13 protein-coding genes are annotated in these 14637 nt (G+C 57.6%); 8 read left to right on the forward strand and 5 right to left on the reverse strand.

Features of this window, described 5'->3' with window-relative positions; all coding sequences use genetic code 11:
• Window positions 1-101 precede the first annotated feature (101 nt).
• Entirely contained in the window at window positions 102-1202 is a 1101-nt protein-coding gene (locus CPPEL_RS03720; RefSeq protein WP_123959879.1) for a branched-chain amino acid aminotransferase, read from the forward strand.
• Window positions 1203-1255: 53 nt separating this feature from the next.
• Here CPPEL_RS03720 and CPPEL_RS03725 read toward each other — a convergent pair whose 3' ends face one another.
• The 4 genes from CPPEL_RS03725 to CPPEL_RS03740 all read right to left on the reverse strand — a co-directional run bounded on the left by CPPEL_RS03725 (window position 1256) and on the right by CPPEL_RS03740 (window position 4392).
• Window positions 1256-2080: an adenosylcobinamide-GDP ribazoletransferase gene (locus tag CPPEL_RS03725; RefSeq protein WP_123959880.1), complete on the reverse strand. Its 825-nt coding sequence runs from the start codon at window positions 2078-2080 to the stop codon at window positions 1256-1258.
• A gap of 4 nt (window positions 2081-2084) precedes the next feature.
• Window positions 2085-3149, reverse strand: a complete 1065-nt coding sequence (cobT, locus tag CPPEL_RS03730; protein ID WP_123959881.1) for a nicotinate-nucleotide--dimethylbenzimidazole phosphoribosyltransferase — start codon at window positions 3147-3149, stop codon at window positions 2085-2087.
• Window positions 3150-3218: 69 nt separating this feature from the next.
• Window positions 3219-3746 (reverse strand): bifunctional adenosylcobinamide kinase/adenosylcobinamide-phosphate guanylyltransferase, encoded by a 528-nt coding sequence (locus tag CPPEL_RS03735; protein ID WP_123959882.1) that lies wholly within the window; start codon window positions 3744-3746, stop codon window positions 3219-3221.
• 4 nt (window positions 3747-3750) lie between these two features.
• On the reverse strand, window positions 3751-4392 hold the full coding sequence (locus CPPEL_RS03740) for a DUF3043 domain-containing protein (protein ID WP_245990499.1): 642 nt from the start codon (window positions 4390-4392) through the stop codon (window positions 3751-3753).
• Window positions 4393-4718: 326 nt separating this feature from the next.
• Between CPPEL_RS03740 and CPPEL_RS03745 the strand changes: the two genes are divergently transcribed.
• Window positions 4719-5063, forward strand: a complete 345-nt coding sequence (locus tag CPPEL_RS03745; protein ID WP_123959884.1) for a HesB/IscA family protein — start codon at window positions 4719-4721, stop codon at window positions 5061-5063.
• A 180-nt stretch (window positions 5064-5243) separates the two neighbouring features.
• On the opposite strand, the gene asnB is transcribed toward CPPEL_RS03745, so the two are convergent.
• Window positions 5244-7166, reverse strand: a complete 1923-nt coding sequence (gene asnB / locus CPPEL_RS03750; protein ID WP_123959885.1) for an asparagine synthase (glutamine-hydrolyzing) — start codon at window positions 7164-7166, stop codon at window positions 5244-5246.
• A gap of 547 nt (window positions 7167-7713) precedes the next feature.
• Here asnB and ctaC point away from each other — a divergent pair.
• The 6 genes from ctaC to qcrB all read left to right on the forward strand — a co-directional run bounded on the left by ctaC (window position 7714) and on the right by qcrB (window position 14172).
• Window positions 7714-8817 (forward strand): aa3-type cytochrome oxidase subunit II, encoded by a 1104-nt coding sequence (gene ctaC / locus CPPEL_RS03755; RefSeq protein ID WP_123959886.1) that lies wholly within the window; start codon window positions 7714-7716, stop codon window positions 8815-8817.
• Window positions 8818-8834: 17 nt separating this feature from the next.
• On the forward strand, window positions 8835-9266 hold the full coding sequence (ctaF, locus tag CPPEL_RS03760) for an aa3-type cytochrome oxidase subunit IV (RefSeq protein ID WP_123959887.1): 432 nt from the start codon (window positions 8835-8837) through the stop codon (window positions 9264-9266).
• Between the two features lie 488 nt (window positions 9267-9754).
• A complete protein-coding gene (ctaE, locus tag CPPEL_RS03765) occupies window positions 9755-10372 on the forward strand; it encodes an aa3-type cytochrome oxidase subunit III (protein ID WP_123959888.1) in 618 nt (205 codons plus the stop codon).
• 70 nt (window positions 10373-10442) lie between these two features.
• A complete protein-coding gene (gene qcrC / locus CPPEL_RS03770) occupies window positions 10443-11339 on the forward strand; it encodes a cytochrome bc1 complex diheme cytochrome c subunit (RefSeq protein WP_206608940.1) in 897 nt (298 codons plus the stop codon).
• Window positions 11336-12553 carry a cytochrome bc1 complex Rieske iron-sulfur subunit gene (gene qcrA / locus CPPEL_RS03775; protein WP_123961208.1) on the forward strand — a complete coding sequence of 406 codons (1218 nt, stop codon included), beginning with the start codon at window positions 11336-11338 and terminating at the stop codon, window positions 12551-12553. The genes qcrC and qcrA overlap by 4 nt, the downstream gene beginning before the upstream one ends.
• The gene (gene qcrB, locus CPPEL_RS03780) at window positions 12550-14172 is read left to right on the forward strand and encodes a cytochrome bc1 complex cytochrome b subunit (protein ID WP_123959889.1); all 1623 of its coding nucleotides are present in this window, start codon (window positions 12550-12552) and stop codon (window positions 14170-14172) included. Before qcrA ends, qcrB begins: the two co-directional genes overlap by 4 nt.
• Window positions 14173-14637 lie beyond the last annotated feature (465 nt).

Here is a 14637-nt window from a genome sequence, read left to right on the forward strand (position 1 = left end):
GCTTGTCGACGTCACGTGGTGGCCGCAAGGGGTGGTTGCAGCACACCCAACAGAGCCTAATCAACCGCCGCGATTCTTGTGGCGGTGTAGGTTGAAATACTATGAGCGATCTTTCATTTAGCATTCATAGAACTGAAAACCCCACCTCCCCGGAGCGCCTCGCAGAAATCCTCGAAGCACCGGGATTTGGCAACTACTTCACCGACCACATGGTCACCATCGACTGGAATGCACAAGAAGGCTGGCACAACGCCCAAGTGCGCCCCTATGAAGCATTCAAGATAGATCCCGCCAGCTCCGTGCTGCACTACGGCCAAGCCATCTTCGAAGGCATCAAGGCGTATCGCCACGAAGATGGGCACATCAAAACCTTCCGGCCCGAGATGAACGCACGCCGCATGCAACGCTCCGCCGAGCGCATGGCAATGCCCGAATTGCCCGAGGACCTCTTTATCGAGTCGCTGCGCCAACTGGTGGAAATTGACCAGCAGTGGGTGCCCAAAGCCGGCGGAGAAGAAGCCCTCTACCTGCGCCCCTTTATGATCGCCACCGAAACCACCCTTGGTGTGCACCCCTCTGCCACCTACACCTATGCAGTGATTGCCTCACCCGCGGGCGCATACTTCTCGGGCGGCATTAAGCCCGTATCAGTGTGGCTTTCCGAGGACTACACCCGCGCATGCCCAGGCGGCACCGGTGCAGCGAAATTTGCCGGCAACTACGCAGCCTCCCTGGCAGCCCAAGCCCAGGCCGCAGAAAAGGGCTGCGACCAGGTGGTATGGCTTGATGCCATCGAGCACAAATACATCGAAGAAATGGGTGGCATGAACCTTTTCTTCGTCTTCGGCGAAGGCGAGAACGCCCATGTTGTTACCCCGAAACTCTCCGGTTCGCTGCTGCCAGGTGTTACCCGCGACTCCCTCTTGCAGGTAGCCCGCGACCTTGGCTACACCACCGAGGAGCGCCTCGTTTCCACCGATCAGTGGCGTGAAACCGCAGAAAGCGGCGAGATGAGCGAGGCCTTCGCCTGCGGCACCGCTGCGGTGGTGACCCCAGTTGGTTTTGTGAAATCCGCAGCAGGCGAGTTCGAGGTGGCACACGGCAACGCCGGCACGATCACCATGCAGCTACGTGAGGCGCTTACTGGAATCCAACGCGGCAGCGTCGAAGATACGCATCACTGGATGCACACCCTGGTCTAGGTTGAGTGCACAATGCCCGGCACCTCTTTTGGTGCCGGGCATTGACTATTGTCTTAGAGGCTTAAAGCAAGCACCACGAGCGCGATGGTGGTGCACAGGTGGATAACGAAACCACAGCAATCACCATTGAGGCCTTCGAAGCGTCGATCGCAGTGCCTGCTGAACAACCAAGCGCTGATGCAAGTACAGGCCAAAGCAATCCAGCAAGCAAGAGCAATACCGGGGGCAAATGGCAGCGCAATGAGCAAGACCACGGCGTAGCTTGCGATCCACACGACGATGCGCGAGGTGGGGATCGTGCCAATCATTTGCGCGGCAAAGCCCGTGGGCTTCATCGGCGCGCGGCTTTGGTGGCACACAAACAACACCCCAAGGCGCCCAATGGCAGGCCCTGCTGCGATGGCGAGCAACGCTACAGGCAGGTGATCAGGAGCCAAGGTGGCGATGCTGCCAATGGCAGCGACCTGAGCCAGCAACGACAATAAGCCCGAGGCTGCGCCGATAAGGCCAATGTGAGGATCGGCAAGAACCTCACGCGCTTTGGCAGGGGAGCCGTAGCTGCCCAGCGCATCGGCGACGTCGCCAAGGCCATCTAAATGCATAAAACGGCCAAATAATTCCATCGCCGTGACGGCTAACACCCCAATAAGTAAGGGGGAAGCACCCAAGGCGATACCCAACCAGGCCACGAGTGCTGCGAGCACGCCATAGACCATGCCCACCACAGGAACCGAGCTAATCACCCGAGCACCCGTGATGCGATCAAAGGCAGTCGCACCACGAATTGGCAAGATGGTGAGCCAGCTCAGTGCTGTCAGCGGCCCTTCGAGGATGGCAGGGCCATGAGCACCTTCAACAAAATCGACTTTGTCGGACATCGGCTTAGATGCTGCGTTCCGGTGGAACCGCATCACGCCCAGACACCTGAGCCGACTCAAAGGTCGCCATATCGTTCATGATCGCAGTGGCCATGTGCACAAATGGCACGGCCGCCGCGGCCCCTGAGCCTTCGCCCAGGCGCAAACCAAGGCGTACAAAAGGCTCAAGGCCTAGATAATTCAGCGCGAAGCTATGAGCAGGCTCAGCCGATTGGTGCCCTGCTTGCCACCAACGGCGCGCGCCGGGAGCAAATTGCTCTGCAAGCAACGCCGCTGCAGTAACCACCACGCCATCGAGCAACACAGGGGTCCGCCTTACTGCAGCCTGCGCTAGAAATGCAGCCATGGCCACAAGCTCAGGAGACGTGACGCTGCGGGCCAAATCCAAGGGCGCATGGCGGAAGGTCCGGGCACGGAACATCGCATCGCGCACGGCTGCTACTTTGCGCATCCAGCCTTCATCATCAACCCCCGAACCGCGGCCTGTGACCACCACAGGTTCCTGGCGGGTAAGCAAACCAATGATCACCGCAGAAGGAGTGGTGTTGCCAATGCCGAGGTCACCAGCCATGAGCAGATCAGCACCGGCATCAACTTCCTCATCGGCGATGCGCTTGCCAATCTCTATCGCGCGAACAAGCTCCTCTTCGCTCATCGCATCTTCGCGATCAATCGAACCGCAGGACTTTGATACGCGCTCATCACCAAACACATCGTGGTTCAAAGAAATATCGGCCACGCGCACACCCGTGCCGGATTGATTGGCAATCACATTGACCCCAGCGCCGCCGCGGCGGATATTTTCAGCCATCTGAATGGAGACTTCGATGGGGTAGGGGGAGACATTCTTGGTGGCAATGCCATGATCGCCAGCAAACACCACGAGGCGGGGGCGCTGGATCTTTGCCGGAGGCACCTGGCCTTGGCACGCAGAAAGCCACACGCCAAGATCTTCTAATCGAGCAAGAGATCCAGTGGGTTTTGTCAGCTCCAACTGGAACTCACGTGCCGCACGCTCGTGCTCGGCGCTTGGCTCTTGGATTTTTGGGAAAAAGTCTGAAGGTTGCATCTCGGCTAAAAGTCCTCAGTATTAGGCGCGTTGATCCTGACAAGACGCGTGGAGCATCTGCGAGGTTTGTTATGCAGACTTCAACTTTAGCCTTTGGCCGGCCACCACAAGCAGAACTTCCTCACATACCTCGGCAACCGCCTGATTTAAGGTGCCTAAACAATCGCGAAAAGCACGCGCCGAGGGGTGCTCAGGCACGATGCTCATGCCCACTTCCGCGCTCACGATAATCACATCGGCAGTGGCAGCTTCAAGCGCCTGGATTAATTCTTGCTCTAGGCCTTCTAACAGCGCGCGGGGATCATCCCAGCCATCGGCTGCATCAATACGGGCACTCAACCAGGTCGCGAGGTCGTCGACAAGCAAAGTGCCCTGGCGTTGTTGGAGCAGACATTGGCACAAGTCTCGTTGATCCTCGGTGCGCCAATGGCTAGGCCGGCGCGCAACGTGGCGGGCTATGCGAGCCCGGAAATCGGCATCGAAAGAATCGCCAAAAGGCCTGGCAGTGGCCACATAGACGCAATTGCCATCGCCCACTAAGGACTCAGCAACGCCGGACTTCCCGGAACGGGCACCGCCAAGGACCAACGTGCGCACCTGGCTAAACCACCTTCTGGCCAAGCTCTACGCGAGGCTTCGGCGTGCGCCAACGACGAGGCTGCGTAGCGCGGGAATAAGCATAAAAGCCCATCGAGGAACCACGCAGGTTGGTATCCGGGAACTTCTCGCGAGTGGCCTTCGACGCAGAGCGGCCGAGCACAATGCCTTCAACCAAAAACGCCAACATCATCAACATCGCCGCCATCGAGGCGATGCTGGCAAAGGTAGGAGCCCACTGGCCTACAAACAACACCACCAGCAGCAGCAACGCTACAGGCATAACAAAGTTGCTGGCATAGCGCCTCGAATCTACAAAATCACGCAAGAAACGCTTCTCGGGGCCGCGGTCGCGATCGAGCAAATACTGCTCCTCGCCACGATCCATGCCGGCCTGCGCCTCACGCTGGCGCTGCTTGCGCTGCTCTTTTTGCTTTGCCTTATATTCCTTCCACTCCTCGGAAGACATAGAGGCCTTTAGCGCCTTGCGCTCCTTGCGCGACTCACTCCACGATTGCTGAGGGGCGAAACGAGCCTCAAAGCCACCAGTATGCTGCTCGGCCTCCTTGCGCTTCGGGGTCGGACGACCCTTCTTTGGGGTATAGCCCTTGGGAAGATGCTCAGTATTATCCTGCGATTGATTCACGCTCACTAGGGTACAAGCACAAGAAAGCATTTCGGGAATAGCACCGCACTCATGCCGGTTATACGCAATGGGTACTACACCCTCACGCTGCGTTTTGGCGAATATGCCCGATCGCTGGGTCGATCCTGAGCTTGCTTAGCACTACTCAGAAGCCTTCCGATCACCCGGGCATCGAGCTGGAACATCGGCTGGGCTTGCAGCCTGCCCTAGCGCCTATTCGCAGATGTAGCGTAGGCTACAACCGCTACCGCAACTCGTTCTAAAGTATGAGCGTGACAATGCGGCGAGAAGAAATTTCTTAAAAACATCGAGGAGAACGAGCACTGATGACCACCGCCAACACCAATACCGGCGTCATTCTCACCGAAGCCGCTGCCGCCAAGGCAAAGGCACTGCTAGACCAAGAAGGTCGCGATGACCTCTCCCTGCGCATCGCCGTGCAGCCAGGTGGTTGCGCTGGCCTGCGCTACCAGCTTTACTTCGACGACCGCGCACTCGATGGCGATAAAGAAGACGTAGTGGGCGGCGTGCGCCTGGTGGTGGATAAGATGTCTGTTCCTTATCTCACCGGCGCAAAGATCGACTTTGCCGACACCATCGAATCTCAGGGCTTTACCATAGACAACCCCAACGCAGGCAGCTCCTGCGCTTGCGGCGACTCCTTCAACTAAAACACTGGCCCGGCTGGCTCGACTCATGCGGGTCTGGCCGGCGCTGCTGGACCCATGCTGCGGGCCCGGCTTGCTGGAGCTTCGCTCGGGCTAAAAACAACAAAACACCCGCTGCCTTTTCAAGGGCAGCGGGTGTTTTTCTATCCTTTATGCAGCAGGTTTGAGCCCCTGCATGGGTGTTTAGAGGTAGACGGGGTAGTCGCGGTCTTCGATACCCGGATCGATGCGGTGTTCCACAAAGATGCCGTGCCAGACCATAAAGGCCAGCACCGTCCAAAGGCGGCGCGAGTGATCGCTGTGGCCATCGCGGTGCTCATTGAGCATGGCCAGCACGGCTTGTTTATCAAAGATCTCTTCGGTTTGAGATGCATTGATCTGGTCTTGAGCCCAGCCGAATAGCTCATCGCCGGCAAGCCAGTTGCGCATCGGCACGGGGAAGCCCAGCTTCTTGCGGTGTAGGACATGCTCGGGCACGATCTGCTCCATGGCCTTACGCAGCGCGTACTTGGTGGTGCCGTGGGAGATCTTGAGGTCATAGGGGATGGTCTCGGCAACGCGGAAGACTTCCTTATCCAGGAAGGGAACGCGCAGCTCAAGCGAGTGAGCCATATTGATCTTGTCGGCCTTGACCAAAATATCGCCACGCATCCAGGTAAACAGATCGAGGTGCTGCATACGGGCAACGGGATCCATGTGCCGTGATTCTGCGTAGATCGGCGCGGTTACTTCGCGGTGATCCCATTCGCGCTTCGCCCAGGGGATCACGCGTTGCATCTGCTCGAAGTTAAAGGAGCGCGCGTTACCGTAGTAACGCTCCTCCATCGTCATCGAGCCGCGGTCGAGCAGCGATTTGCCCTTCACACCTTCGGGAAGCATCTTGGAAAGCTTGCCAAGGTTGCGGCGCAGTGGGGCCGGGATCTTTTCAAATGGGGCAAGCGAGAGTGGCTCCTTATAAATGGTGTAGCCACCGAAAAGCTCATCGGCGCCCTCGCCGGAGAGCACCACTTTGACGTGCTTGCGTGCTTCTTGGGCAACGAAGTACAGGGGCACCAACGAAGGGTCGGCCACCGGATCGTCGAGGTACCACATGATCTTCGGAATAGCGTCGGCGTATTCCTCGGGGCTGACGATTTTCACGATGTGCTCTGCGCCGATCGCAGCAGCGGATTCCGCCGCAACATCAACCTCTGAATAGCCCTCGCGCTCAAAACCGGTGGTGAAGGTCAGCAGATTGGGGTTGTGGCGCTTAGCCAGCGTGGCAATGGCGGTGGAGTCAATGCCGCCGGAAAGGAAAGAGCCCACGGTCACATCGGCACGCATGTGCTTTTCGACGCTATCCTCTAACGCCTTGGCAATGCGGTCAAAGAGATCTTGCTCGGCCCCTTTAGGTACTGGCTGTGCCGGGAACTGTGGCCGGAAGTATCGTTCCTGCTTTACTTCGCCACCGGGGGAGACGAAGGCGGTGCAGCCAGATTCAATGCGGCGGATTTCTTTGTGCAGGCTTTCTGGTTCTGGCACATATTGCAGATCCACGTAGTGCTCGATGGCACGGCGGTCAAGTTCCAGGCCGAGACCAATATCCTCCGCCATCTCCAAGATGCACTTCTTTTCCGAGGCGAAGACGGTGCCTTCTTCGGTGGTGGCGTAGTAGAGCGGCTTAATGCCGAACTGATCGCGTGCGAGGAAAAGCTTGCGCTCATAGGTGTCCCAGATGGCAATGCCGAACATGCCGCGCAGGTGGCGCACCACGTCTTTACCCCAGTGGTGGAATCCAACGATGATCGGTTCGCCATCGCCTTCCGTATAGAAGGAGTATCCGGCTTCCTGGAGCTGCTCGCGAAGCTCCAGGTAGTTGTAGATCTCGCCGTTAAAGGTCATGGCATAACGGTGCGGTTGCCCCTCTGGCCCCCAGCGCAGTGGCTGGTGAGAGTGCTCGAGATCGATAATCGAGAGGCGGTTAAAACCGAACACCGTGGTCTCGTCGTGCCAGGCGCCGGCCTCGTCGGGGCCGCGATGCCGCATACAGGGCAATGCCTTATTAATAGAGTCCACGAACGCTTCAGCGTTGTCGTGGCTAGTGACCATTCCTAGAAGCCCGCACATACCGAGGCGAGTCTCCCTTCCTTATCGTTTGATTGCTTTGCTGCTTGAGCCCGCGATAACGGAATAAAGCTCGACATATCAGAAGCACCAATCTACTCTCTTGGCGCCAAAAACGCTGTATCGCAGCAAGGTTCGAGCTTTTCTTTGATCCGAAGATCCGGGGGCACAGGCAGTGCCAATTCATGGTGCGTTAGTCGGTAGGAATAGTGGGGTATCCATAAGGTTGATATGGCGGTTCACGCTTGTGATATGGGCTACACGAGCGGGGCTGAGGTGATCGGCCAGCAAGCCCGTGAAATGCCATTCATGCCGTTTACGCTGCGTTGAGCCATGTTAAGCAAGCTGGCAAATGCCTGAAACCGCTGCAAGGTGGCTGTGAGTAGCGTTCAAAATCCGCCGGTAAATGCGCTATCCTGCGTTAATAGACGTGAATGGAAAAGCCAGCGGCATGTCCTGAGCGGGTGAGCTGAGATACAAACTCAGTAAATTCCCAGGGTATCGGCCGGTTTTCATTCGAAGAACTAGTGCAATAGGAAGGCAGACGCGCGTGAAACAACAGCAGCAGCGTGGCTTTGGCCGTAAGGCACTGCTAGCCGGTGTCCTTGGCATCGGTGGCTTCGCCCTTGCGGGATGCGACGTGGAGGCTCCGGGCGGCGTGCTCGGCAAGGCGCTCGCATTCGGCTGGCCGGAAGGTATTACGCCGGAAGCAACCGCAATGTATAACTTCTGGGTTTGGGTATGGGTTGCAGCCTGGACCATCGGCTTCATCATGTGGGGCCTGTTCATCTACGGCATGTTCGCTTGGAGCGCTAAGCGCGCCAAGAAGGCCGGCAAGGATGAATTCCCACGCCAGACTCAGTACAACATCCCGCTTGAGCTCGTGCTCACCATTGTCCCAATCGTCATCGTGATGGTGCTGTTCTTCTTCACCGTCCAGACCCAGGACAAGGTCACCGCTTTGGATAAGGATCCAAAGGTGAAGGTGGACGTAACCGGCTACCAGTGGAACTGGAAGTTCGGCTACCGCGAAGTTGCCGGTGAACTCACTCAGGACGGCAACGACTACAACGGCGTCGACGAGGTTCGTCAGCAGCAGGCTGAAGAGACCAAGTTCGACGATGAGGGCGCAGGCGTGAAGCACCCCAACCCGATCAATGGTCGTTCCATCGGCGATAAGTCCTACCTGAACTTTGACAAGATCGAAACCATCGGTACCACCAACGTGGTTCCTGTGTTGGTTCTGCCTTCCGATACCGCCATCGAGTTCTCCTTGGCATCGGACGACGTTTCCCACGCATTCTGGGTACCCGAGTTCCTGTTCAAGCGCGACGTGTACAACCACCCCGAGCAGAACAAGCAGGAACGTCGCTTCCAGATTGAAAAGATCGAAGAAGAAGGCGCCTTCGTTGGTCGCTGTGCTGAAATGTGCGGCACCTACCACGCCATGATGAACTTCGAGATCCGCGTTGTGTCCCCGGAGAAGTTCAAGCAGTACCTGCAGTACCGCATCGACAACCCCGAGGCTGAGAACTCCGATGCGTTGGCTTCCATTGGTGAGGCTCCTTACGCCACCAGCACCGCACCATTCAATCCGGATCGTGCCACCGTTGATGGTGACAACGCCCAAGACCCCAACGCGGCGCCACGCTAGAACGAGAGGACTGAACAATGAAGGCTAGCTCCAAGATCATGTACGGGATCACCGTATTCATGTTCATCGTCTCTGTTATCTACGTGTTCGCAACCATCCACGTATCCGACTCCGGCAATATCAAGGGCTATGAGTGGGCAGGCGGCGTATCCCTGTTCCTGGCTTCCGCTCTTTCCCTGATGCTCGGCGGTTACCTCCACTTCACCGAAAAGCGCATCGACGTGCTCCCGGAAGACTGGGAAGAGGCTGAGGTCTCCGACGGCGCCGGCACCCTGGGCTTCTTCAGCCCCGGCTCCATCTGGCCTCTGGCTATGAGCGGTTCCATCGCACTGCTTGGCTTCGGCATCATCTACATGCACTACTGGTTGATCGCATTGGGCGCTGTGTGCCTGATCTTCACCACCACCATGCTGAACCTTCAGTACGGCCTTCCGAAGGAAAAGCACTAGTTCCTTCTCGCGTCTGCAAACGCCCCGACACTCCTCGCCCCTAAAGGCGGGGGTAGTGTTCGGGGCGTTGGTGTTTTTGCAGGAAGCCTAAAATAAAACGCACGTAATAAGGGGTATGTGGGCGTTAAAATCTTGCAGCGCGCAGCGGTGGGGGAGGGGCATACAAAAGTTGGTGGTGCCGGTATCTTCGGCCTCCACGATTGTGAATTAACTCTCACGCTAAAAGGGCTTGTATCAAAAGAAACTGTGATCCCTGAGATGCGACTGAGAGCAGTCTTTTGGGAAGCTGGATTTCGCTTTTCAAAGAAGCGTTAAATGACCTGCGAAAACTGTGCGTCGTTTAGCTAGGGCAAAAAGTTCCACGGCTTCGAAAAATTTTTTTCCGCCGCAACAAGGGGTGTGGGGGTGTTAAATACAGTGCCCGAAAAGCGAAAACGGGCGGGGGCAAAAACGTGACTCACCCGGCGGAAACCGCCATACTAGAACACGTGACGAGCGCAATTGGAAACAAAGGTATGGCAGCACCACAACGTGTTGCGGCACTGAACCGACCCAACATGGTCAGTGTCGGCACGATTGTGTTCCTGTCTCAGGAATTGATGTTCTTCGCCGGCCTGTTCGCGATGTACTTCACCTCGCGCGCAAACGGCATCGGCAATGGATCTTGGAAGGAGGGAGCGGAACACCTCAACGTCCCCTACGCACTGGCAATCACCATCGTGCTGATTTCTTCGTCCTTCACGGCGCAGTTCGGCGTGTTTGCTGCTGAGCGTGGCGACGTCTTCGGTCTTCGCAAGTGGTTTGCGATCACCATCCTGCTGGGCTCGATCTTCCTGGTTGGCCAGGCATACGAGTACTACCACTTGGTAGAGCACGGCATGACCATCCCCAGCAGCGTCTACGGCTCTACGTTCTTCATCACCACCGGCTTCCACGCGGCTCACGTGCTCGCGGGTGTGCTGGCTTTCGTCGTGGTGATGCTGCGTATCAGCAAGGCAAAGTTCACCCCGGCTCAGGCAACCGCCGCCATGGTGACTTCGTACTACTGGCACTTCGTGGACGTTGTCTGGATCGGCCTGTTCATCACGATCTACTTCATCCAGTAGGAAGCGGTTTGTTTTCAGCGTTTCGACGCTAACCGCCCCCTCACTTTCCGTATTCGAGACACAAAGGGAAATGATGGATACCAATCCCACCAATCACGAGGCAGTCGAGCAGACTGTCTCGGCAACGAAGGCAAAGAAGGTGAAGACGCGCCGCAAGCTTCGCCGTACGCTTGCCGGAGCATTCGCACTTTCGGTTGGCCTTACCGGTGCCGGACTGCTGGTGAACGCCGCAACCCCGGACGCCCAAGTTGCTACGGCCCAAAAAGATGAGCAAGCGCTCATCGAAGAGGGCAAGACCATTTACGACACCGCCTGCATCACCTGTCACGGTGCCAACCTGCAGGGTGTGAAAGACCGCGGTCCTTCACTCATCGGCACCGGCGCCGGCGCAGTGTACTTCCAGGTTCACTCCGGCCGTATGCCGATGACCCGCAACGAGGCACAGGTGCCCCGTAAACCCGCGCGCTACACCGAAGCCCAGATTCTTGCTCTGGCTGCATACGTAGACGCTAACGGTGGCGGCCCAGGCATCGTCTACAACCAGGATGGTTCCATTGCTATGGAATCGCTCCGCGGTAAGAACTACGACGGCAAGATCGATCCGGCCGATGTCGCTCGCGGCTCCGATCTGTTCCGCCTCAACTGCGCTTCCTGCCACAACTTCACCGGTCGTGGTGGCGCGCTGTCCTCCGGTAAGTACGCTCCTGTGCTGGACCCTGCGAATGAGCAGGAGATCTACCAGGCAATGCTCACCGGCCCTGAAAACATGCCGAAGTTCTCCGACCGCCAGCTCACTGCTGACGAGAAGAAGGACATCATCGCCTTTATTAAGTCCTCCAAGGAAACCCCCAGCCCCGGTGGTTGGAGCCTCGGTGGTCTTGGTCCTGTGACTGAGGGCATGATGATGTGGCTCGTCGGAATCGTGGTCCTCGTGGCCGCCGCATTGTGGATTGGATCGCGCTCATGAGCAATAACGAGAAGAACTACACCGAAAAAGAACTCAACGGTATGAGCAACGATGAGCTCGCTCGTCTGGGCACTGAGCTTGACGGCGTGACCGTTGCGTACCGCAAAGAGCGCTTCCCGATCGACAACGATCCGGCTGATAAGCGCGCCTCTCGCACCGTAGGCATCTGGCTTGGCATCGGCATCGTCGCCGCCATCGCCTTCCTGGGTGTGTACCTGTTCTGGCCTTGGGAGTACAAGGCTCTGGGCGAAGAAGGCCTGTGGCTTTACACCTTCTACACCCCGCTGCTTGGCATTACCGCCGGTCTGGCCATCCTCGGCCTGGGCATCGGCGCCACCCTGTACGTCAAGAAGATCATCCCCGAGGAGATCGCCGTACAGCGTCGTCACGACGGTCCTTCCGATGAAGTTGACCGCCGTACCATCGTTGCCCTGCTGAACGATTCCTGGCAGACCTCCACCCTTGGTCGCCGCAAGGTAATCAAGTCCATGCTTGGCGTGGGCGGCCTGCTCGCCGGCCTCGTGGTGATTGCACCGCTCGGTGGCATGGTGAAGAACCCTTGGAAGAAAGGCCCGCTGGGCATCCAAGGCGACGGCACCCTCTGGACCTCCGGTTGGACCCTTCACAATGAAGGCGTGAAGCTTTACCTGGGTCGCGACACCGGTGTTGTTGCCGAGAAGCACGAAAGCTCCATCGGCGATCACTACACCACTCAGGGTGTTACCCGCCTGGTTCGTATCCGCCCCGAAGACCTCGCTGCTGGCGCAATGGAGACTGTGTACCCCTTGCCTGCAGACCTGGTTAACGATGGCGACCAGTACGACGCCAAGGCCAATGTCTTCGAAGAGCAGATGCACTCCATCCACGGTCCTCGTAACCCTGTGATGCTGATTCGCCTGCGCTCCGAAGATGCGCTGAAGGTTGTTGAGCGCCAGAACCAAGAAGACTTCCACTACGGCGATTACTACGCCTACTCGAAGATCTGCACGCACATCGGTTGCCCCACCTCTTTGTATGAGGCGCAAACCAACCGCATCCTGTGTCCGTGCCACCAGTCGCAGTTCGACGCTTTGCACTACGGTAAGCCGGTCTTCGGCCCCGCTGCCCGTGCTCTGCCTCAGCTACCGATCACCGTTGACGAAGAGGGTTACCTCGTCGCCGCAGGCAACTTCATTGAGCCTGTTGGCCCGGCATTCTGGGAGCGTCAGTCATGAGCAACAAACTAGCCGAAATCGGCAACAACATTGACTCGCGATACACGGCTTCCGCCGGTATCCGCCGTCAAATCAACAAAGTATTCCCGACCCACTGGTCGTTCATGCTGGGTGAGATCGCGCTGTACAGCTTCATCATCCTGCTGCTCACCGGTGTGTACCTGACCCTGTTCTTCGATCCTTCGATTACCAAGGTCATCTACGACGGCGATTACCTCCCGCTCAACGGCGTGGAGATGTCCCGTGCATACGAAACCGCACTGAATATCTCCTTCGAGGTTCGTGGCGGTCTGTTCATTCGCCAGATGCACCACTGGGCAGCCCTGATGTTCATGGTCGCAATGACCGTGCACATGTTGCGCATCTTCTTCACCGGCGCATTCCGTCGCCCGCGTGAAGCAAACTGGATCATCGGCGTTGTCCTGCTGCTGCTGGGCATGGTTGAAGGCTTCATGGGTTACTCCCTGCCTGATGACCTGCTCTCCGGTGTTGGTCTGCGCATTATGTCCGCCATCATCGTTGGTATGCCGATCATCGGCACCTGGCTGCACTGGCTGATCTTCGGTGGCGATTTCCCCTCTGACTTGATGCTGGACCGCTTCTACATCGCCCACGTGCTGTTGATCCCAGGCATCATCCTTGGCCTGATCGCAGCTCACCTGGCACTGGTTTGGTACCAGAAGCACACCCAGTTCCCGGGCGCTGGCCGCACCGAGAACAACGTTGTTGGCGTGCGCATCCTGCCGCTGTTCGGCCTGAAGGCTGCTGCCTTCGGTCTGCTCACCGCAGGTGTCCTGGCACTGATGGCTGGCCTTACCTCCATCAACGCCATCTGGAACCTCGGCCCCTACAACCCCTCGCAGGTATCTGCAGGCTCGCAGCCCGACATCTACATGCTGTGGACTGACGGTGCAGCCCGTGTCATGCCCGCTTGGGAGCTCTACATCGGCCGTTACACCATCCCTGGTGCCTTCTGGGTAGCCATGCTGTGTCTCGTGCTCGTCATCCTGCTGGTGACCTACCCCTTCATCGAGAAGAAGATCACCGGCGACGATGCACACCACAACTTGCTGCAGCGTCCTCGCGACGTTCCGGTTCGTACCTCCCTGGGTGTTATGGGCATCGTGTTCTACTTCCTGCTCACCCTCTCCGGTGGTAACGACCTCTTCGCCTACCACTTCGACATCTCGCTCAACGCCATGACCTGGGTTGGCCGCATCGGCTTGATCATCCTGCCGCCGCTGGCTTACTTCATCACCTACCGCATCTGCATTGGTCTGCAGCGTTCCGACCGCGAGGTGCTCGAGCACGGCATCGAGACCGGCACCATCAAGATGATGCCGAATGGCGCCTTCATCGAGGTGCACCAGCCGCTTGGCCAGGTCGACGAACACGGCCACGCCATCCCGCTGGAGTACCAAGGTGCAGCCGTTCCGAAGCAGATGAACCAGCTCGGCTTCGCAGGCCACCCCGGTCGCGGCAGCTTCTTCTCCCCGGATCCTGCAGATATCCGCGAGAAGGCAGCCCGCATCGAGGAAGCCAACCACCACGAAGAGGTGGAGATGTACGAGAACCTCCAGCGCGCCAACCGTGCTCGCGATGAGGAACAAGAGCGCTAGTCACCGCTGAATCGAATACGGAAAGTCTCTTCCTTAAAAAGAGGCCGGCAATAGCCGGCCTCTTTTTTGTTCCTTATATATAAGGAGTAGATCCCAAACATGACGGTACAGCGCTGCTGTGGGCTGTTGAAGAGCCCCCAGCAAGGCTTAATAGGCTCAAATAGGCCTTAAAAGGGTAGGGAAGTGGCAGCAGTGCGCTCTGTATTCCGGGCACTTTGTGGCTGCCGAATCCCTTCAAATTCCTCCCATATTGCCCTATATCAAACCAATGTGAGGAACCACACATTTATCAATTAGACGGCGTTATTGAAACTCTTCCTAAAGGTGAAGAATGCTTAAAGTAGCACTTTAGCGTTCGAATAAAAGGCCAGTTCAGAGGTGTGAAAACTTTGCATTATTGTGCTGCTAAAATCGCCGATACGTACATCGGGTGGGGTGCTATCGAGGCGATCCTGAAAAGGTCAC

Origin of the sequence: Corynebacterium pseudopelargi (assembly GCF_003814005.1) — a bacterium.
Classification (GTDB): Bacteria; Actinomycetota; Actinomycetes; order Mycobacteriales; family Mycobacteriaceae; genus Corynebacterium; species Corynebacterium pseudopelargi.